Below are 20,503 nucleotides of genomic sequence, written 5' to 3'. Positions count from 1 at the left end.
TATGAAAAAGCTAGCGATCATCATCATTCTCTTTATTACTGGAATTCAGGTGCATGGACAAGGTTACTTTGCCTTCTACGAATTAAGAGATCTTGTGCAACAAACGCAATCGTTGCAACCTGCCTTTATTCCGAACAATTCGGTTTCAGTCAGTGTCCCTGCACTTAATTTTGGAACCAGTATTCAAGCAGACTTTAGATTAGAACAGCTGCTGTCGAAGAATGACCAAGGCCAATTTGTCATTGATTTTGACGTGTTGCGAACGTCGGCTCAAAATGAAAACTTCACCAACTTCGATTTGAGTTCAAATTTGTTTACGCTCAATATCAACACAACGAAGGGAGCGTTTTCATTCTTTGCGAACACTCGGGCAACCTTTGATCTGGTCTATGGAGAACCTTTGCTTGAATTCCTTGCCAATGGCAATACCAATGCGATTGGGTCCACAGTTGATTTGTCTGACACAAAATTTGTCATGAATGGGATCAATGAGTACGGTCTAGGATATGCCAATCAGTTTTTAAATGATAAATTAACCATTGGCGCCAGAGTCAAATTGGTTCAAGGCTTATTCCATGGCTCTCTTGAGGATAGTTTTGAAGGAAGTCTTCATACAAGAGAAGAAGATTTTCTTTGGACCATCTCCGTCAACGACGGGCAAGTGAATACAGCGGGTTTAGATTTTCTCTTTAATTCAGGGGCCTACGAGGGTAATGAATTCACAAATTACCTGATCAGCAATCAAAACAGGTCCGTAGCATTTGATTTTGGAGCCAAATACAAGGTGCTGCCCTTTTTGCAATTAGAGGCGGCCATCAATGATATCGGAAAGATCAAATGGACCGAACAAGTTCGAAATTACCAAACGGAAGACGCTATTGTCACCTATCAGGGGCTCGATTTGACCAGCATTGGTGAAGCGGATAACATTCTTCGAGACAGTTTGGGATCTAAGTTCAATTCAAATGAAACACAAGAGGCTTTTGAATCAAATTTAGGTACGCGGTATTACTTTACAGCAACAGGTTTTATAACACCAAATGATCGTTTTTCTCTAACATATTTTAAGAATAACGCTTTCAGTGATCTGCCCGGAAACGTTGCTTTATCCTTTAACCACCGATTTGAAAATTTTGTAGTTGGTGCAGTGGGTTCTTATCGAAGAGCCAATACCGAGTTCAATTTAGGGGCAAGCTTGGCATCAAGTATAGGTCCGGTGCAACTTTACATGGCACTTGATAACATACTGCTCTTGAATAGACCAGAGCAGTATTCGAAAGTTGACTTCAGGTTTGGTTTCAATCTTATGTTTGGATACAAGAAATGGAAAAAAGATAAGATCGTGGACCTCGATAAGCTATAACACTTTCCACTTCGCGATCAAATAGGGTAGCAGTTTCAGGTCAAACCAGACTGCGATAAGAGCAGTAGAGCAAATAAAAAGACCTAGGTAATAGACAGCAGAGAATCCAGACCCCAGGAGTACACCAAAGCCAAGTGAGATGGCGATGGAGGTAAATAAGATGCTTTTTCCCGTTTGATAACGAGCTAAATCCAGTGCCTCGTCTTTTGATTTTCCGGCTTCTTTTTCTAAACGATAGCGCGAGATCAGATGGATACTATCGTCCACGGCTATACCAAAAGCTACCGTGAAGATGATGGCTGTTGAAATGTTCAGATCAATCCCTAGTAAACCCATCAGGCCAAAAAGTAGCAACAAGGGAATCACATTCACCAGCAGGATCAAAAGGGAAGTTTGCCAAGAACGATAAAAGAGTAAAGTGATCAAGGTGATGGTCAAACAAGCAAAGGCCAACCCTTTTAAAAGAGCTTCGATTACATAACGATCAGTCTTGTCAATTAGATAGGAGCTGCCTGTGAGTCTAGCTTCAAAATTCTCATCGTTTATTTCATTAAACAGACTGTCGAGTTTGCTTTTTTGATTCAAAAAATAGCTACTCCCGAGGTCAGGCGAGAGGCCAAACATGCGAATCAATTGAGGCGAATCAGAGGAAACGGTACGGACAGCATCTTCGAGTTTTTTACTTTCATAAAAGCGTTTTATTCGTGGAATATCCTGTGTTTTAGGCAGCTTTAGGTAGTTTGGTGATCCACCATAGATCGAAGAATTGATCTTCTTGACCAAGGTGTTGGTTGAATTGATGCCTTTTGCTTGAAATTCTTTGGCAAGGAGTCTCTCGATCTGCTCAATCTTACGGCTGATCAGTGTATCTGTGGGATGTGATTCATTCAATTCGATGCCAACTTCAACGGGGCGGTATCCATTAAAATGCTGGTCGAAATAAGCTACCTTTTCTAATAGGGGTTCATCCTTTTGTAATCCAACAATCAGTCCGGTATTCAGCTTTAGTTGGAAAATACCTGAGAGTATGACCAATGAGGTCAGGACAGTCAACCACCTCGTGTTCTTTCCGAAAGCACCTAGCCGTCTAGTGAGTGTTTCGAGCTGTTGTCGTCCTTTACTCCGTTGGGGCTTTCCGGGTGCAAAGTAAAGCAGAGCAGGGATCAAGGTCATGGTGACGATCAAGGCGATCATGATGCCAATGGCAGCATACAAGCCAAAATCACGAATGGGTTTGATCGGAATAAAATAAAGGCCTAGAAAACCAATGGCTGTGGTAAGCGAAGTGATGAGGTTGGCTTTTCCGATGCTATTGAAGGCGATGACAAGGGCATGTTCGTTAGGGGATCTGCTGAGGTGATAGTCATATTTATTGATCAAATGAATGGAATCTGATAATGAGATAATGAGCAAAATGGCGGGAAGCATGACCATCATGACGTCAATCGGTTGATGGACAAAACCCATTATGCCAAGGGTCAATAAAAGGGTGAACCCCATGACCAGGACGGAATAAAAAACACGTTTGACACTTTTGAATAAAAAGAAAAGGATCACAAGGTAGACACCAAATCCAGTACCCAAAAGCAAGCCCAGTTCTTGTTCCAGCAGTTCAGTAAAGTCTTTCTGCATTTGAATTTTACCTGAACTAACGGTAGGGAAGCGAACCTCTGCATCTAACCAGTATAGCAAGTCGGAGTAGAAGTTGTCCGCTACACGTTTATTTTCGAATGGCTGATGCTGAATAACCATCAAAACGGCATCTTCAGTTTTGCTAAAATAAAGGCCAATATCCGTCTTCTGCTGCTTATCGTTGAACGTTATGGGGCGATCGATCGGATATTTTTGGATGCTATTCAGGCCGAAAGGAGTAAGTTGATAGATCGCTTCATCAAAGAGGCTTCGAACGGCAATGACTTCAGGCATTTCTTCTAAGGCCTCCTCAATCTCTGCCAAATGAGACAAGTGACTCGTGTCCTGTAGGTCAAGGTCTTCAATGGCGAGAAATAAGAAGTCATTTTGCTGGCCAAAGGCATCGATGAAACGTTCATAATAATCCAACTCCGGGTCATTGATCGGGAAAAAGCTTTCGAATGAATAGTCGAACCTCAGTTTATTCAATTGAAAGATAGACAGCACAGAGAGGCCGATGATCAAGGTAATTGAGAATTGTGAAAAGCGCTTCAGGTGCTCTGCTTTCATTGAAACGAAGTAGCAGAATTTTCTTCATAATTACCCTTCTCATTCAAGGGAATTTCGTTTATTTTGAACATTCAATAGTTCAAGAAAAGCCCATCCACTATGCAACAATACCACGACCTCATGCGACACATTTTAGCCAATGGAGTAGAAAAGAGTGATCGCACGGGTACCGGAACTAAGAGTGTATTTGGTTACCAAATGCGTTTTGATCTGTCAGAAGGTTTTCCAGTGGTCACGACCAAAAAGCTTCACTTACGTTCTATTATTCACGAGTTGCTGTGGTTTTTAGCGGGCGATACCAACATCAAATACCTGAAGGATAACGGGGTAAGAATCTGGGATGAATGGGCGGATGAAAATGGAGATCTGGGTCCGGTTTATGGTTATCAATGGCGCAACTGGCCTGATGGAAACGGTGGCACCATAGACCAGATCGAAAAACTGATCCACAACATCAAAACGAATCCGGATAGTAGAAGGCTCATTGTGAGTGCATGGAACGTGGCAGATGTAGATCACATGGCGCTTCCTCCATGTCACACGTTCTTTCAGTTTTATGTGGCAGATGGAAAACTGAGCTGTCAGCTTTACCAGCGTAGTGCAGATGTCTTTTTAGGTGTACCGTTTAACATTGCGAGTTATGCCCTTCTTGTACTCATGGTGGCTCAGGTATGCGACCTTCAGCCCGGTGAATTTGTTCATACCTTTGGAGACGCACATCTTTACAGTAACCACTATGAGCAGGCTGAATTGCAATTGTCCAGAGAGTTCAGGCCATTGCCAACCATGAAGATCAATCCTTCAGTGAAAAGCATCTTCGATTTTAAATTTGAGGACTTTGAGTTGATCGGTTATGATCCTCATCCTCATATCAAGGCTGCTGTAGCCGTTTGATCAATTCTTCAAGAAAAAGGGTTGGGTCGGAAAGAGACCGTTTATACCCTTCGAACCAAGTGATACCCGATGCATTTGTCGAGAACATGCTGTTCGCCTCATCAAGCGCATCCGGTTTCTCCTCAACGATTTCTACTGGGCTTCCGATATCTTGGTAGAAGTTGATGATGAAACTCCTCATCACTCCCTCAACACATCCAGTTGTTAATGCCGGTGTGTACAGCCTGTCGTCTTTCAGCCAAAAAAGATTCCCGAGATGCGTTTCGCTCAAAAAACCACGTTGATCGAGAAGGATGATCTCATCCAATTCTTTACGCAACATTTCTTGCCCTGCCATTACATAGTGCAGGGCGTTCAATGATTTAATGCCCGCATACTTCCAATAATGGTTTTGGACATCATTGGAGATTCCAATTGTTGCTGCACAATTGACAAGTGGTTTTGACGTCTTTTTTTGTGTGATCAACACCTCTCCATTTTGCTCAGTTGGTGCGTAAAGACCTCCTGATTTACGCCATACCATGATTTTCGTTCGGCAATCACCTTCAATGTTGTTTAGCTGTCTAAGGGCTTCAACTCTTTCAGGTAGCTCCTGAAGTGTCGTTTTCGATAGCTGAATCCCGAGACGTTCTGAGTGCCGCATCAGCCGATCAAGATGTTGAGGAATTAAATTAATTCGCTGTGTACCTGTAACAATCGTTTCGAATAGCCCGTCTCCATAGCAGAATCCGCGGTTATTTGCAGAGATTTGGATGTTTTCCTCTTCGGTAATTCGGGAGTTATATATCGCTTTCATGGAATGAATCAACCATTCAAACATAAACAGAAATCATGAGAGTGTTATTTCCTTATCATTGCGCCGTAACGTAAAGACCTGTGTAACCATGGCAGAGCAAAGTAGTGTATTTGATATGATCGGACCTGTGATGATAGGTCCTTCAAGCTCGCATACAGCAGGAGTGGTTCGTATTGGTCGTGTGGCACGCAAGTTTTTAGGGGCTTCTCCTGAAAAAGCGGAGATCACGTTTTATAATTCCTTTGCACGAACCTACGAAGGGCATGGAAGCGACAGGGCAATCATTGCTGGATTGTTGGATTTCAAAACCGATGACATTCGGATCAAAACGGCGTTTGAGGAGGCAGAGAAACATGGCTTTGAATTCAAATTCAGGTCAGTTGGCAATGCCTCGATCATGCACCCTAACTCGGTCAAAGTAAAAGCCTCTGCTGGTGAAAAGCAGGTTGAGGTGATCGGCGAAAGTAGAGGTGGAGGCGTCATCAAAATTGTTGGCTTGAATGAGTTTTCTGTTGGTTTTAATGCAAATTTGTCTACCCTAATGATCTTTGCTGAAGACAGGAGGGGTGCCGTGGCGTTCATCGCAACAGTATTGGCTAATGATGAGTGCAACATTGCTTCTATGTCGGTCAATAGAAAAGGTAAGAATGATTTAGCCTGTCATGTCATTGAGATCGATAGCAAACCTCCGCAGGTTACTCTAGATTATTTAAAGCATTTACATTGGATAAAGGCGGTGACCTTTATCCCTGATATAGATTTTTAACAAAAAGGAAATGAAATTCAGAACGATTACTAAAACAACATTGATGCTCCTATTGAGTTTCTCGCTCGTAAAGGGTCAGGACAAGGGACCAGGAGAGACTTGGTCGCTGGAGGAGTGTATCAATTACGCTTGGGAGAATAACCTAAACGTCAGAAACTCAGAGTTAAATCAATTGGGTACAGAGATCAATTTGAAGCAGTCGCAGTGGGCCCTTGCGCCGAACTTGAATGCAGGTGGAAGTTTGGGTAAATCATTTGGTCGTACCATTGATCCGGTAACCAACAACTTCGTCAGTAGAGACTTCTTGAGTGGAGGTATTTCCGCTAATGCCAGCGTGAATCTTTACCAGGGTGGAATGATGAGGAATACGATCAAAAGAAATAAGATTGACGTTGAGGCAAGTCAATACGATCTGGAAAAAGCGAAAAACGACATTGCATTGAATGTGGCCACCAACTACCTCAATGTACTCTTGAACAGAGAGCAACTGGCAAATGCAGAATTCCAGTTGGAAGTAACCAAACAACAATTGGAGCGTACCAAGGTCTTAGTTGCTGCTGGTTCTTTACCTCTGACCAATCAGTTAGATCTAGAATCTCAGGTAGCTTCAAATGAAGTCTCTGTGGTCAATGCAGAAAACACTTTATCAATTTCCATACTCAACCTGAAGCAGTCGATGCAAATGCCGGCCATCGAGGACCTAGAAATTGAAGTGCCAGAACTTGCTGTCGAAAACGTAGCGATTGAAGTGACCGATTCAGATGAAATTTATAAAATCGCACTCACTACCCAACCAGAAGTGAAAAGCGCTGAACTCGGAGTCGAAAGTTCTGACATAGGTGTGAAAATTTCTAAAAGTGGATTTCTTCCTTCCTTATCTGTTGCTGGAAGTCTTACTACTAACTATTCAGACCAAGCTGTTCAGATCACGGGAACTCAAGACGTCAATGTACCTGCGGCACCCATTGGTTTCGTGCAAGGAACCAATGAAACCGTTTTATCTAATCCGAGAACGGTGACTATTCCGACTCGAAATGAAAACTATGTTTGGAATGATCAATTTGAAGATAACCTGGGTCAATCCGTTCGGGTAAACTTGAACATTCCTATTTTCAACCGTTTGGCAACAAAATCTTCTGTCCAGCGAGCTGAAATTCAAAAACAACGTGCTGAGATCACTGCGCAAAACACAAAGAATACCTTAAGACAAAATGTAGAAACGGCACATACGAATGCTATCGCAAGCTATAAGTCGTATCAAGCGTCGTTAAAGCGTGTTGCTGCTTTGGAAGAAACTTTCAGAGCCACACAACAACAGTACAATGTAGGAACCGCTCATTTTACGGATTTTCAGGTGGCAAGTAATAACCTGTTTGCCGCAAGAGCAGCACTTACACAATCAAAATACTCTTTCATCTTCCGGGTGAAGATTTTAGATTTTTATTTAGGTAACCCAATCACTTTAGATTAAGAAAAGGTCATGGCAAAAAAGAAAAAAGGATCCAATAAACTAATTTGGATATTATTGATTTCAGTGGTGTTGATTTTAGTGCTGGCAATAGTCGGCAAGAAATCAGGAATCATTGGGGCTCCCACAATGCTAGAGGTGGAGCTAGGAAATGTAAAGAAGGCAACCATCGTTGAAAAAGTGACCGCTTCAGGAGTGGTTCAGCCTGTCACGGAAATTGCAATTAGCCCGGACGTAGCCGGAGAGATCATTGAGCTGAACGTGGAAGAAGGCGACGATGTGGTTGAAGGCATGATCTTGGTCAAGATACGCCCTGACAACCTACAATCGGCTTTGGATCGAGCACGTGCCAACCTAAATCAACAAAGAGCCAATTTGGCTTCGGCAAGAGCAGATTATTTTAGAAGCGAAGCACAGTTGACACAATCTAAGTTGGCCTTTGAGCGAGCACAAAAGCTTAAAGATGAGCAGGTTTTGTCTGATAGCGACTACGAAACTGCAAAGGCAAACTTTGAAGTAGCCAAGTACAATTTGGATGCGGCAGAACAACGGGTAAAAGCATCGGAATATATCGTGCAATCAAGTCAGGCAACAGTTGATGAAGCCGCCGAGAATGTACGCTTGACGGTAGTCAGGGCTCCAACATCAGGAACCATATCTAAGCTCGATGTTGAGCAAGGTGAACGGGTAGTTGGAACACAGCAAATGGCAGGTACAGAAATGATGCGATTGGCAGACCTCAACTTGATGGAAGTTCAAGTGGATGTCAATGAAAACGACATCATCAGGGTAAGTGAGGGAGACACAGCGATCATCGATGTGGACTCGTATACTGCAATGGATAAAAAATTTAAAGGTGTTGTAACGGCCATTGCCAATACAGCCAACCCAAAGGCCAGTGCAGATGCCGTCACGGAATTCAAAGTTGAGATCCGCATCCTGAATGAAAGCTTTTCCGATTTGTTATCTGAGATTTCAGGTCCATCGCCATTTCGTCCAGGAATGACAGCCAGTGTGGAGATCATTACGACCACCAAGGCCAATGTGCTTTCCGTGCCATTGGCGGCAGTGACAACGCGTAATCAGAATGAGATCAATGGCGTTACGGCGAATGCGAATGCAGCGAACGCCACGGTATCAGCAAGAACAGAAAACTTAAAAGAGGTGGTGTTTGTCAATGAGAACGGAACAGCTAAACTGTATGAAGTAGTAACAGGAATCAGTGATTACGACAACATTGAAATCCTATCGGGTCTAGAAGAAGGCCAAGAGGTGATTTCGGGTCCTTTCTTTATCGTCTCCAAGAGATTGAAAGATGGTGATCTGGTCACTGCGAAGGCAGGAGGTAAGCCAAGCGCAGCTACTGAAGCCGCAACAGCATCAAATTAAAAAAAAAGGCCGACAGGCCTTTTTTTATGCACTAAAGTTTGATTGGAGTTGTCGATAGAGGGATTGCAGAGGTAGGCCCACCACATTGTAATAATCTCCTTCAATTGAGGTGATGCCGATCTTTCCGATCCACTCTTGAATACCATAACCTCCTGCTTTGTCGAAAGGGTGGTACTGGTCAACGTAGTACTCAATTTCATCGGGGTTTAAGCGTCTAAAATTGACAGCAGTTTTCTCACTAAAGCTGACCTGCTGGGTTGAGGTGGTCAAGCAAACGCCACTGACTACCGCATGCCGAGTTCCACTCAAAGCTGTGAGCATGGCAATGGCTTCTGTTCTATTGGCCGGTTTACCGAGTATTTTAGCGTTTAGGATCACGGTGGTATCTGAAGTGAGAAGTAATTCGCTTTGTTGAAGTTGTCGAAAGCCCTTCGCTTTTTTGATGGCAAGAAATTCGGCGACCTCCTCGGGTGGCAAAGCTTCCGGGAAATCCTCCTCAATAGGGTAGGTTTCTACCTGGAAAGGTATGTCTAAAGTATCCAGCAACTCCTTTCGCCGTGGAGACTTAGAGGCCAAGATCAAACGGTAGGCTAAATTCATCTTCTTTGATTGAGGCAAATAAAAAACCACTGATCACTTTTGGATAAAAGAAGGTAGATTTTTGAGGTAAGGTATAGCCCGATTGACAAACGGATCTCACCGTATTCATATCAATTTCTTTTGTGATCAATGCACACTGTGCTTCACCCTTGATCGTCTTTTTTACGCACAGAGGAAAGTTTCTTTCAAAGCTAATGTAAGGTGATCGGCGTTGGTCTTTACCTGGTATGCCCAAACACTTTTCAATGATAAAGTAGTGCATGACCGTAAGGTCCAACTCCTTGAGCAAATCAGGGAAATCCCAATTCAATTGTGCATGAACTTCAGGTTTGAGGCGAATTTTATAGACTTCTTCACCGAAGAGGAGTCCGAATGCCCATTTCTTCCCAAGCAAAATATCTTCAATGTCGTAGGGATCGTCCAATGGATTGATCGTAAAAAACTCACTCAGCTTCTTGAGCAAGGTGTCTTTATCGAATGTCTCCATGCCATGAATAAGGCGATGGGTGGGTAAAATTCTGAGGTCCTTAGATGCACCGTTCGTCAAATACATCAAGTGGTAATTGTATCCTTCCGTTCCATTATGATCAGGATTCGCTGCTTTTCGTCGTTGACGGTAGGCGATCGAGCTTTCTAGTCGATGATGTCCATCTGCCAAAATGATCTGCTGATCCTTTACGTGGCTCACGAATTTTTTGATGATGTCCAGGTCGTGAATAATGGCCAATCGGTCGGTTACCCCTTGATAATCTTCCAATTCGTAAACGGGCGATCTCATCGCTTCATCCATATAAGACTCCAGCTCGAATGATTCGTCGTGATAAAGTCCATGGGTAGGACTTACATTCATTTCCGTAGCATCCAAAACGGCTACTCTTCCTTCAACGGAATGTGGAATTGTGTTTTCGTGTCTTAAAATGGGGGAATCGAGTTTCCCCCAATCTTCCGCTTTGATCATGCAAATGAACCCTTTACGAACCAAGGGCTCTGCGATTCCGGGTAAGGTGAATTGTTGATAATACACATAGATCGCAGGAATAGGGTCTTGACAGATGATTCCTTCTTTTTTCCAATTGTCAATGGTTTGCCGCGCATTGTCGGGGGTCTCCTGCGATTTTGGAACACTTAAGTGGATACTGTTCAGTGGAATTTGATATAAGGCTTCGCTTTGTTTGTCGTTGATGACATCAAAAAGTGGCGAGGCCAATTCACTGATGCTATGCGAAAGGCTTTTGTTGTAGCGCCAGGCCTTGAACGGTAAAATGTCTGCCATTTATCTATGTTGTTGCTTCCAATCTGAGGAGTGATGATTTTCTGCTGCCTCTCTGGCCAATCGATCATCCTGGCTTGCAAGATGTGAGGCCAAGGCAATGGCCAATTGTTCATGCTCAGCTGAAAAAATATTCAACTTTTCGGGAGTGAAATACTTATCGACGAATTTGGTGTCGAAGTCCCCGGAAATGAAGGCCTCGTGTTCGAGGGCAAATTTGCAGAAATCCAAGGTGGTGCTTAATCCTGATATTTCATAGTCCTCAATTGCTTTGATCATTCGTAGGCGAGCTTCTTCTCGATCTTTCCCGTGTGTGATGAGTTTGGAGATCATGGGGTCATAATAAATGGGAATTTCCATCCCTTCTTCAAACCCATCGTCGACTCTCACGCCTTCACCCTTAGGGATTCGGTAGGCATTTAATCTTCCGGTTTCAGGAAGGAATCCTTCTCGTGGATTTTCGGCATAGACCCTCACTTCAAAGGCGTGCCCATTGATCGATAGATCTTCTTGTTTGAAAGAGAGAGGTTTTCCTTCGGCTACCCGTATTTGTTCAGCCACAAGGTCAATGCCGGAGATCTCTTCTGTCACAGGATGTTCAACTTGGAGCCGTGTGTTCATTTCCAAAAAGAAAAAGTTCAGCTCATTGTCTACGATGAATTCGACAGTTCCTGCGCCGTAATAGCCACATGATTTGGCTACTCCTATGGCTGCTTCGCCCATTGCTTTTCTGATCTCAGGGGTTAAGATGGCGGAGGGAGCCTCTTCAATTACTTTTTGATGCCTTCGTTGAATTGAACATTCTCGTTCAAATAAGTAACAAATATTGCCGTGTTGGTCGCCTATGATCTGGATCTCGATATGGCGAGGGGAGGCAATGAATTTTTCTACGAAAACGGCTGGGTTCCCAAAAGCGGACTTGGCTTCGCTCATGGCTCTTTCCATCTGTTCTTCGAGCATCGCTTCTTCTTCAACTACGCGCATGCCCTTACCACCACCACCAGCACTGGCTTTGATCAGTACAGGATAACCGATTGACGCAGCAATTTCTTTGGCTTCTTTCGCAGTGGCAACGGCATGATCCACACCAGGCACCATGGGGACATCATATTGGGCAACTGTGTTTTTCGCTGCCAGTTTATCGCCCATTACCTCTATGGCATGGGCAGAGGGGCCAATAAAGATCAAATTATGCTCTTCTATTTTTTTCGCAAAGGTGGCGTTCTCAGATAAAAAACCATAGCCAGGATGGATGGCATCCACTTCTAGCGACTTACAAACGGCAATGATTTTGTCCATGTCGAGGTAAGACTGTGACGAGGGGGCAGGCCCTACATTGACGGCCTCATCAGCCAGCATCACATGAGGAGAACCACTATCTACATCGCTATAAATGGCGACCGTTTTGATGCCTAGTTTTTTAGCACTTTTGATTACACGAACGGCAATTTCTCCTCTATTAGCGACTAAGATCTTTTTGATTTCCATCGATTGGTTTTTTCTGCAATGCTAGTTAATTAAATTGAATTTCTTAAAGAAGGGAAGGGCCTATATGCCCCTTTTCATTTTTGATAAATGGTAATTATAGTGTTACCTTTGGCACTTCATTTCTTAGAAATACAAGATTAAATCGATAAGCATTGGATCTATTTGAAAAATTATTGACGAATCAGGGGCCATTGGGTAAGCATTCAGATGTTTCTGAAGGTTACTTTATGTTTCCTAAGTTAGAGGGGGAGATCGCACCTAGGATGACCTTTATGGGCAAAGAGGTGCTGACGTGGAGTTTGAATAATTACCTAGGCTTGGGAAACCATCCTGAGGTAAGAGAGGCTGATGCAAAGGCTGCAGCAGATTGGGGACTTGCGTACCCAATGGGAGCGCGGATGATGTCTGGTAACACCAAATATCACGAGCAACTGGAGCAAGAGCTTGCTGATTTTGTAGGGAAAGAATCAGGCTATTTATTGAATTACGGCTATCAGGGTGTCTTATCAATCATTGATGCCGTAGTGGATAGAAAAGATATTATTGTCTACGATGCCGAGTGTCATGCTTGTATCATTGATGGCGTGCGCTTGCACATGGGGAAACGTTTCGTTTTTCCTCACAACGACATTGAAAATCTAGAAAAGCAGCTAGAGCGGGCAACCAAAATGGCCAAAGAGACCGGAGGCGGTATTTTGGTGATCACCGAAGGTGTTTTTGGGATGACCGGAAATCTCGGAGACCTTCCCTCCATCATTAAACTGAAGGAGAAGTTCCAGTTCAGGTTATTAGTTGATGATGCCCATGGATTCGGTACTATGGGTGCTTCAGGTGCTGGCACTGGGGAAGAGCTCGGTTGTCAAGACGAAATCGACATCTATTTTTCGACTTTTGCCAAATCAATGGCAGCAATTGGAGCTTTTGTCGCAGGAGATGCAGCGATCATCAAGTTCTTAAAGTATAACATGCGCTCTCAGATCTTTGCAAAGTCCCTGCCTATGCCATTCGTCATTGGTGGATTGAAAAGACTGTCGATGTTAAGAGACAATCCGGAACATAAGGCCAAATTATGGACAATTGTCCATGCCTTGCAGAATGGATTAAAAGAAAAAGGCTTTAGCATTGGAACAACGCAGTCCTGTGTAACACCAGTAGTGCTTAACGGAACAGTGGGAGAGGCCGCGGCGTTGAGCAAGGACCTTAGAGAAAACTTCAACATATTTTGTTCGGTAGTTATCTATCCTGTAGTTCCAAAAGGAATGATTATTCTGCGATTGATTCCGACAGCTTCACATTCTTTGGAAGACGTTGAGCAAACCATTCAGGCGTTCGAAGCCATCAAAGGAAAACTGGCTTCCGGAAAGTACCGTGAAGAGGAACTGGCAATTGCTTTTGGGGAGTAAAAAAATCAAAATAAAGTGCGTTTACTGTTGATTAATCAACATTTTGATTTATCTTGCTTCTGTTAAATACATTTATCAACAACCTTAAAACACAGTAATATGAGTCAATTTGAGAAAGTAAAAAGCTTGGTAGATTCTTTGGAAGGTGACTTCGAAAAATTCTATGATAAAGGAAATCAAGCTGCCGGCACTAGAGTAAGAAAAGGAATGCAGGAGTTGAAAAATCTAGCGCAGGATATCAGAGTTGATGTTCAAAACATTAAGAACAGCTAATATCGAACTCAAAAAAATAAAGAGGCCAATCTGAAAAGATTGGCTTTTTTTATGTCCTTTCGATTAAATAAGGGCTGAAAGTTGCTCTTTAAGCTGACTTGAAGCCTTTACTAACGGGAGGCGCACATTGTTGCTACATACGCCTTTTAAAGAAAGTACCGTTTTTATGCCTACTGGATTACTTTCTTGATAGAGTAATGGATTGATCTCCTCGAAACTCGACATTACCTTTCTGCTTTCATCGTATTGCCCTGCGATAGCCTTGTCAATGGATGCGCTGAAGGAATCAGGAAAACCATTGGCCAAGACAGAAATTACACCTACTCCACCCATTGCTATGATATCGACGGTAAGCAAGTCGTCACCACTGATGAGTAAGAAGTCGGCAGGCTTATTGGCAGCAATCTGTTGGCATTGCTTTAAATCACCGGATGCTTCTTTTATTCCAATGATGTTCTCATGTTTGGCCAGCGAGAGGGTAGTGTCAGCTTGCATGTTCGATCCTGTACGACCAGGTACATTGTAAAGAATAATGGGCTTTGGCGCTGCATTGGCCAAGGCATTGAAGTGGGCCTCTATCCCTGCTTGACTAGGTTTATTGTAGTACGGGCTGGCCGATAGGATAGCCTCTACACCCTCCAGATCTGTCGAATTGATCTCATCAATCACGGCAGCCGTATTATTGCCTCCAATGCCATAAACAATGGGTAAATTATTGGGATTGTTTTTTTTGCAGAAATCGAGCACTGCTTTTTTTTCTGCTTGGGAGCAAGTGGCACTTTCACCAGTAGTACCCATTACTACGAAATAGTCTACAAATTGACCAGTAAACGTTAAGAGTTTTTCTAAACTCTGAAAATCAATTGCTCCTTCTTCATCAAAAGGAGTCACCAAGGCGACTCCTGTGCCCGTTAACTTATTCATGTTTTATGATCTTAATGTATTTAACCACTTGTTCGATAAATTGATCGATGCCCGCATTGGCATTGACTTGTACCATTAAATCGAAATAGTCTTCCGTTTGTTCCTGATGAATGCCCACTTTGCATAATGCCTGTGCATGCGCACAGAGGTAGGTTGATATTTCGGATAAGTTGAAATCGAGAAGAAGTAAATAATCGAATGGTTGATGCATGAATTGCTCGACAATTTCTGACTTAAACTTTCCAAAAGAACTCAAGCTTTCGATACCGAAGGTCGGGTGAATGGACGCGATATCTTCTTTTAATGGATTGAAGCAGAGGCAACTCACTGTTTTACCTTCTGCTTGTAGGGCCTCGGATAAGGCTTCTATCGACTCCATTTTAGCCCTATTCTCCCAAGTATAGAAGAGACCAAATGATGTACTGGTTTCAAAGCTTAGTTGCTCAAGATTGGCTCTTTTTGTTTTTTTAGGCCGTGACCTAAGGTTGAGTATTTTTTTTCCGAGAAACGACATTAGGAGTTGATCAGTTGAATGTATTCCTCTTCATTGATGATATTAATATTGAGTTGCGTAGCTTTTTCCAATTTAGCAGGGCCCATTTTGTCTCCAGCAAGGAGGTAGTCCAATTTTGCACTAATAGAAGAGACGACTTTGCCTCCATTGGCTTTTATGGATGCTTTTAACTCGTCACGGCTGAACGTGCTGAATACGCCACTCACAACGAAGGTTTTGTTTTCAAGCGTATTGCTTTGGTTCTCGTTTTCTTGTTCTTCCAGTTCAAGCTGAACACCTGCTGCCTTTAGTTGGTCAATGAGCTGTACTGATGCTGTGTTTTGGAAAAAGTCCATGACACTTTGTGCAATGCGATCACCAATTTCCGGTACCTCGATCAGCATGTCGTACGAGGCTTGAGCAAGTTGTTCGATACTTTTGAAATGCATTGCTAGTTTTTCTGCTACCGTTTGGCCGACAAAACGAATACCAAGCGCGAAAAGTACCTTTTCGAATGGTGTTTCCTTCGATTTTTCTATGGCCTCAATGATATTCCGCGCTGATTTTTCACGAAGGCTACGAATACTGTGCTCTCCTTTTTTCTCGGAATAGCTGGTGAATTCAAGTCCATTCAGTTCGTCGAAAGTCAAGCGATACAAGTCAGCATAATTGCTGATCAATTGTTTGTCGAGTAAGCCTCTAATGGTCTCACTGCCTAAACTATCGATGTCCATTGCCTTGCGTTGAATAAAGTGCTCAATTCTGCCTTGGATCTGCGGAGGGCAGCTTAAGGTATTCGGACAATAATGATTGGCTTCACCTTCTGCTCGTGCTAAAGGAGTGCCACATTCAGGGCATTGTTCAATGTATGCAAACGGGACAGAGTCATTTGGACGCTTGTCGAAATTGATAGCAGTCACCTTGGGAATGATCTCTCCCCCTTTCTCGATATGGACGGTGTCACCGATTCGAAGGCCTAAGCGTTCAATTTCATTGGCATTGTGCAATGAGGCCCTCTTCACAGTTGTTCCTGCTAAATGCACGGGCTTCAGGTTTGCTACGGGAGTGACCGCACCTGTACGGCCCACTTGATAGGACACGCTTTCCAGGATGGTCTCGGCACTTTCTGCTTTGTATTTATAGGCAATTGCCCATCGAGGACTTTTGGCTGTATAGCCTAGCTCTTCTTGCTGATTGAATCGGTCAACCTTGATGACGACACCATCTGTTTCCGAATCCAATTCGTGCCGTTTATCTTTCCATTCTTCAATATAATCCAGTACTTCTGCGATGTTGTTACAGCGCCTGAAGGTTGGTGAAACATTAAAGCCCCATGAGATGAGTTGCTCAATCGCTTCGGAATGCGTCTCAACATGGATAGCTTCTCCCAATAGATAATAGAGGTAGCAATCCAATTTTCGGTGTGCAACGATAGCAGAATCTTGCATTTTTAATGTGCCAGAGGCAGCGTTACGAGGATTGGCCATGGCTTGCTCTCCATTGGATAGCTTTTCTTCGTTCACGCGATTGAATTCGTGTTTTGGAAAGAAAACTTCCCCTCTTACTTCAAAAGAAGGCGGGACATCCTGCTTTATGCGAATAGGAATACTTCGGATGGTTTTGGCATTCGTAGTAATGTCATCTCCTTGGGTGCCATCTCCTCGAGTTACGGCTCTAACCAATAAACCATCTTCATAAGTGAGACTCAAGGCTACGCCGTCGAACTTTAGTTCACAGAAATATTGAAAGTCATCATCTCCTAAACCCTTGCGCACTCGTTCATCCCATTCCTTTAAGTCTTCTTTGGAATAGGTATTGCCCAACGAGAGCATGGGGTATTTGTGAACAACAGTTTCAAAGTTTTTTGTAATGGTCCCGCCAACTCGTTGGCTAGGCGAATCTGGTTTTTTTAATTCAGGGAACTCCGTTTCAAGTTTGATGAGAGCTTCCAACAATTGATCAAATTCCTGATCCGAAATCTCAGTTCTGCTTTGCTGGTAATACAGCTCGTTGTGGTATTCAATGAGTTCGCTTAGCCACTCGATCTCTTGTTTCGCTTCTTTTACATTCATGCTAAGCGAGCTTTTCAAGTGTTTCACTTATTTGTGCATCGGCATCTTGCAGCTGTTCTTTGCAAGAAGCGATCAAGTTTGTGGCTTCTTTGACCAAAGCTGTTAATTGATCAACGTCTGGCTCGTTTGATTCGATCTCTTCCACGATTTCGTTGATGCGAGCAATTGCTTTACTATAACTGAGTTGTTTGTCCATTATTTATCTATCACGTTACTTTTGATCGACAGGCCGGCTCCAATAGTGAGGATTTCATCACCCGAATTTACATTTTGTTCCTGAATACGCTTACCGTTTTTTAGGGTAATGGTGTAGCCTTTTTTGAAAAGGGTATTGGGATCGTTCAAGTAAATACGGTCACTCAATTGAGTCAGTTCCGTTTGAAGTATTTTTAACCGTTGTTTACCCCTGTGCTGTATTATTGTGCTCAATTGAGTAAGTACGTTATCAGCTTTATCCAGCTGATGGTTGACCTCTCTTTCAAGTCTGATTTCAAACTTCTCCAACTCATTAATTCGCAGTTGAAGACTTTGGGATAAGCTCCTTTTGATCCTCAATAAAGCGTCATGAAGAGCATCATCGAAACGGTAAGCACCATCGATTAAGAATTCAGCTACTGCGGTTGGCGTCTTGAGTGCCGTGTGAGCCACTAGGTCGGTCAATGTCTGATCGCGTTGGTGACCTATTCCAGTCAATATGGGTGTTTGGAGTTTACTTATGCGCATGCAGAGGGCTTCATCATCAAAGCAGTCCAGATCGGTTTGTGCTCCTCCACCTCTGATCAATACGATCACGTCAAAACGGCCGGATGCCTCTATGCGGTCGATCGCGTCAATGATAGAAGGAGGAGCTTGGTCGCCTTGCATTAGGGCATTGAACAGGGTTAATCGAAAATCAACCTGCCGTGGATTATTTTGCAGATGTTCTTCAAAGTCTTGATATCCTGCCGCAGTGGCAGAACTGATCACGGCGACCTGTTGAGGTACTAAAGGTAATGGGAGGGAGCTGTTTTGATCAAGTGCTCCTGCTGCACTCAGTCGTTTGAGGATCGCCTCACGTTGCTTGCTTCTTTCTCCCAAGGTGAAGTTTGGATCAATGTCGTTTACGGTCAAACTCAGGCCATACACTTCATGAAAGTTAGCCGTAACATTCAGTAGTATTTTCTGACCTGGTGAGAGCGTGCTTCCTGTTGCCAGTCGGAAGGCTTGACTAAGGCTTTTGAACTGATAGGCCCAAATATTGGCGCGGATCTTTGCCTGAATAAAATTGCCTTCCTTTTCAACCAATTCCATGTAGCAGTGCCCTTTCTGATTGATGCGCAATTCACCGATCTCAGCAATGACCCATTGTTGAGGAGCGATCTGCGCCTGAAGGGTTTCTTTGAGTTGTTGATTGAATTGGAAGAGCGTCAAGTGAGCCATGACGCAAGGTAGTACACGTGATCGATGTCACCAATAAGGACAAAAAAAATCCTGCCGAAGCAGGATCTTATCAATCATTGTCGTTTGATTTTCTTCTTTCTCGACTCTCTTCAGAGAACTTTCTCATCAGTGTACGACGAAACTCTGCGTCGAATTGGCTGACCATTAAGGTTTGTTTAGCCGATAATACCTTGCCCACTTTAGCGATGTAGTCCATTTCGATCTTGAGCTCTTGAGCACGCTTCTCAAACATGAGTTTAACCATCTGCTCGGCTTGAGCTTCACTGATCTCCTCCATGGCTTTTCGCGGATTGGAAAGCCCTACTTCATTCTTCATGGTGTTGAAGAATTGCTTGTTCAATTCATCTTTTGCCGTTTCAAACTCATTATAAATGGGCCAGAATTGCTGTGCTGTTTCGGAATCCAAATTTAGCTTTTCAGTTAGAAAGGCCACTTTGGCTGCTTTGATGCGCTCACTGTCCATGCGGCTATTGCTATCGCGCTGGGCGAACCCACTAAGGGAGCATAGGGTGAGTAATATGATCAATGTGTTTCTCATCTTAATAATTGTCTAAGTAAAGTCCATCCTTCTCGAAATCGATCAGGTCTTCGTACTTGTATGCGATATCAGCCATCATGTCTTCGATAACGGCTTCCATCACCTCTTCATGCATGAAAAGTTCTTCTATTGCGTTGTCGTCTGACGCCACATAGTCGATCAACAATTCATCGGGTATATTGCTCAAATACCCTTCAGTTTCATTCGTTGAAAATGTAGGGCTCAATACAAATCCAGCTATTGCGATCAATACGATGGCCGCTGCTGCAGCAAACCGAACCCAGGTTCGGGCAAATAGTGGAATTACTTTTGTTTCAACAGCTGTTTCCGCCAGGATCTTATTTCCTAATTGATCAAAATAGCCTTCGGGAGTAGTGAAAGGCAAAACCTTTAGTCGTTTGTCGGTGAAAAGCACCGATTCTTCCAATTCAACTCGTTCCATGATCCTGTCGGTAAGCGAATCGAAATAAGCTTTTCCGGGATGATGTGCTGCTGATTCGCTATGGTTTTCTTTCTTACTCACTGCTTCTTTGACGTTTTAATCTTCAAATGGTTTAAGCACTTGTTAAATAGGTTTCAATCTTTTTGACGGCTAGATGGTAACTCGCCTTAAGTCCGCCTACACTTGTTCCTGTGATCTCAGCGATTTCATCGTATTTGAGGTCATCGAAATACTTCATGTTGAAGACCAGCCGTTGTTTTTCTGGTAATTGCAATAAGGCTTTCTGCAATTTCAATTGAATCTCTTCTCCACTGATCAGATGACCCGAGTCAATGGTTTGTTCTAATGCTTGGTAAACATCCTCTAGTGGGGATGCTTCATGCCGTTTCTTTTTCTTCAATAAATTCAAGGACTCATTTGTCGCAATCCGGTATATCCAGGTGTAGAGCTGTGAAGCTTCTCGAAAGTCTTTCAAACCACGATAGACCTTTATGAAGGTCTCTTGTGTTGCGTCATCGGCATCTTCATGATCAATGACGATCTTTCTCGTATGCCAATAGATGCGTTCCTTGTACTTATCCACGAGTTCACGAAAAGCCCTTTGTCGAGTGGCTTCAGACTTGAAATCATTAAGTAGTTGGCTGTCTTCCAAAACAATTGAAATTATGATATTTAGATGAGA

The 20,503-nt window shown here is 43.2% G+C and carries 20 protein-coding genes; 7 read left to right on the top strand and 13 right to left on the bottom strand.

Annotation, left to right across the window (positions count from 1 at the left end; genetic code table 11):
* Window position 1 precedes the first annotated feature (1 nt).
* A complete protein-coding gene (locus AC2D6U_RS07755) occupies window positions 2–1,363 on the top strand; it encodes a DUF5723 family protein (RefSeq protein WP_484720381.1) in 1,362 nt (453 codons plus the stop codon).
* On the opposite strand, the gene AC2D6U_RS07750 is transcribed toward AC2D6U_RS07755, so the two are convergent.
* The gene (locus tag AC2D6U_RS07750) at window positions 1,358–3,565 is read right to left on the bottom strand and encodes an efflux RND transporter permease subunit (protein ID WP_484720380.1); all 2,208 of its coding nucleotides are present in this window, start codon (window positions 3,563–3,565) and stop codon (window positions 1,358–1,360) included. The two genes, AC2D6U_RS07755 and AC2D6U_RS07750, sit on opposite strands and share 6 nt — an antisense overlap.
* 99 nt (window positions 3,566–3,664) lie before the next feature.
* On the opposite strand from AC2D6U_RS07750, the gene AC2D6U_RS07745 reads away from it, so the two are divergent.
* On the top strand, window positions 3,665–4,459 hold the full coding sequence (locus AC2D6U_RS07745; RefSeq protein ID WP_484720379.1) for a thymidylate synthase: 795 nt from the start codon (window positions 3,665–3,667) through the stop codon (window positions 4,457–4,459).
* Here AC2D6U_RS07745 and AC2D6U_RS07740 read toward each other — a convergent pair.
* Window positions 4,437–5,255: an aminotransferase class IV gene (locus tag AC2D6U_RS07740; RefSeq protein WP_484720378.1), complete on the bottom strand. Its 819-nt coding sequence runs from the start codon at window positions 5,253–5,255 to the stop codon at window positions 4,437–4,439. The genes AC2D6U_RS07745 and AC2D6U_RS07740 overlap by 23 nt on opposite strands.
* An 88-nt stretch (window positions 5,256–5,343) precedes the next feature.
* Between AC2D6U_RS07740 and sdaAB the strand changes: the two genes are divergently transcribed.
* From sdaAB to AC2D6U_RS07725, 3 genes are read left to right on the top strand one after another with little or no spacing between them, the layout of a single operon-like run.
* A complete protein-coding gene (gene sdaAB / locus AC2D6U_RS07735) occupies window positions 5,344–6,021 on the top strand; it encodes an L-serine ammonia-lyase, iron-sulfur-dependent subunit beta (RefSeq protein ID WP_484720377.1) in 678 nt (225 codons plus the stop codon).
* Window positions 6,022–6,031: 10 nt separating this feature from the next.
* Window positions 6,032–7,492, top strand: coding sequence for a TolC family protein (locus tag AC2D6U_RS07730; RefSeq protein WP_484720376.1), 1,461 nt, complete (start codon window positions 6,032–6,034; stop codon window positions 7,490–7,492).
* 9 nt (window positions 7,493–7,501) lie between these two features.
* Window positions 7,502–8,878: an efflux RND transporter periplasmic adaptor subunit gene (locus AC2D6U_RS07725; protein ID WP_484720375.1), complete on the top strand. Its 1,377-nt coding sequence runs from the start codon at window positions 7,502–7,504 to the stop codon at window positions 8,876–8,878.
* Window positions 8,879–8,902: 24 nt separating this feature from the next.
* Here the strand turns inward: AC2D6U_RS07725 and AC2D6U_RS07720 are convergent, their stop codons facing one another.
* From AC2D6U_RS07720 to AC2D6U_RS07710, 3 genes are read right to left on the bottom strand one after another with little or no spacing between them, the layout of a single operon-like run.
* A complete protein-coding gene (locus tag AC2D6U_RS07720; protein WP_484720374.1) occupies window positions 8,903–9,478 on the bottom strand; it encodes a Maf family nucleotide pyrophosphatase in 576 nt (191 codons plus the stop codon).
* Complete coding sequence (locus AC2D6U_RS07715; RefSeq protein ID WP_484720373.1) at window positions 9,444–10,751, bottom strand: DUF1015 domain-containing protein; 1,308 nt, start codon at window positions 10,749–10,751, stop codon at window positions 9,444–9,446. The genes AC2D6U_RS07720 and AC2D6U_RS07715 overlap by 35 nt, the downstream gene beginning before the upstream one ends.
* Window positions 10,752–12,236: an acetyl-CoA carboxylase biotin carboxylase subunit gene (locus tag AC2D6U_RS07710; RefSeq protein ID WP_484720372.1), complete on the bottom strand. Its 1,485-nt coding sequence runs from the start codon at window positions 12,234–12,236 to the stop codon at window positions 10,752–10,754.
* 152 nt (window positions 12,237–12,388) lie between these two features.
* Here AC2D6U_RS07710 and AC2D6U_RS07705 point away from each other — a divergent pair, with 152 nt between their 5' ends.
* Together AC2D6U_RS07705 and AC2D6U_RS07700 are read left to right on the top strand one after the other, a co-directional pair.
* Complete coding sequence (locus AC2D6U_RS07705; protein WP_484720371.1) at window positions 12,389–13,639, top strand: aminotransferase class I/II-fold pyridoxal phosphate-dependent enzyme; 1,251 nt, start codon at window positions 12,389–12,391, stop codon at window positions 13,637–13,639.
* A gap of 99 nt (window positions 13,640–13,738) precedes the next feature.
* Window positions 13,739–13,912 carry a histone H1 gene (locus AC2D6U_RS07700; protein WP_484720370.1) on the top strand — a complete coding sequence of 58 codons (174 nt, stop codon included), beginning with the start codon at window positions 13,739–13,741 and terminating at the stop codon, window positions 13,910–13,912.
* A 63-nt stretch (window positions 13,913–13,975) separates the two neighbouring features.
* On the opposite strand, the gene dapA is transcribed toward AC2D6U_RS07700, so the two are convergent.
* The 8 genes from dapA to AC2D6U_RS07660 form a co-directional block, all read right to left on the bottom strand.
* Window positions 13,976–14,836 carry a 4-hydroxy-tetrahydrodipicolinate synthase gene (dapA, locus tag AC2D6U_RS07695; RefSeq protein ID WP_484720369.1) on the bottom strand — a complete coding sequence of 287 codons (861 nt, stop codon included), beginning with the start codon at window positions 14,834–14,836 and terminating at the stop codon, window positions 13,976–13,978.
* On the bottom strand, window positions 14,829–15,350 hold the full coding sequence (locus AC2D6U_RS07690; protein ID WP_484720368.1) for a DUF6913 domain-containing protein: 522 nt from the start codon (window positions 15,348–15,350) through the stop codon (window positions 14,829–14,831). Before AC2D6U_RS07690 ends, dapA begins: the two co-directional genes overlap by 8 nt.
* The gene (gene ligA / locus AC2D6U_RS07685) at window positions 15,350–17,401 is read right to left on the bottom strand and encodes an NAD-dependent DNA ligase LigA (RefSeq protein ID WP_484720367.1); all 2,052 of its coding nucleotides are present in this window, start codon (window positions 17,399–17,401) and stop codon (window positions 15,350–15,352) included. The genes AC2D6U_RS07690 and ligA overlap by 1 nt, the downstream gene beginning before the upstream one ends.
* Window position 17,402: 1 nt before the next feature.
* Window positions 17,403–17,597 (bottom strand): exodeoxyribonuclease VII small subunit, encoded by a 195-nt coding sequence (xseB, locus tag AC2D6U_RS07680; protein ID WP_484720366.1) that lies wholly within the window; start codon window positions 17,595–17,597, stop codon window positions 17,403–17,405.
* The gene (gene xseA, locus AC2D6U_RS07675; RefSeq protein WP_484720365.1) at window positions 17,597–18,820 is read right to left on the bottom strand and encodes an exodeoxyribonuclease VII large subunit; all 1,224 of its coding nucleotides are present in this window, start codon (window positions 18,818–18,820) and stop codon (window positions 17,597–17,599) included. The genes xseB and xseA overlap by 1 nt, the downstream gene beginning before the upstream one ends.
* Before the next feature lie 70 nt (window positions 18,821–18,890).
* Complete coding sequence (locus tag AC2D6U_RS07670; RefSeq protein WP_484720364.1) at window positions 18,891–19,379, bottom strand: hypothetical protein; 489 nt, start codon at window positions 19,377–19,379, stop codon at window positions 18,891–18,893.
* Between the two features lies 1 nt (window position 19,380).
* Window positions 19,381–19,902: a hypothetical protein gene (locus tag AC2D6U_RS07665; RefSeq protein ID WP_484720363.1), complete on the bottom strand. Its 522-nt coding sequence runs from the start codon at window positions 19,900–19,902 to the stop codon at window positions 19,381–19,383.
* A 31-nt stretch (window positions 19,903–19,933) separates the two neighbouring features.
* Window positions 19,934–20,473 (bottom strand): RNA polymerase sigma factor, encoded by a 540-nt coding sequence (locus AC2D6U_RS07660; RefSeq protein WP_484720362.1) that lies wholly within the window; start codon window positions 20,471–20,473, stop codon window positions 19,934–19,936.
* Window positions 20,474–20,503 lie beyond the last annotated feature (30 nt).

It is taken from the genome of Roseivirga sp. YIW32, assembly GCF_057219245.1.
The sequence above is the reverse complement of the archived record's forward strand: the minus strand, read 5'-3'. Positions and strand labels throughout refer to the sequence as shown.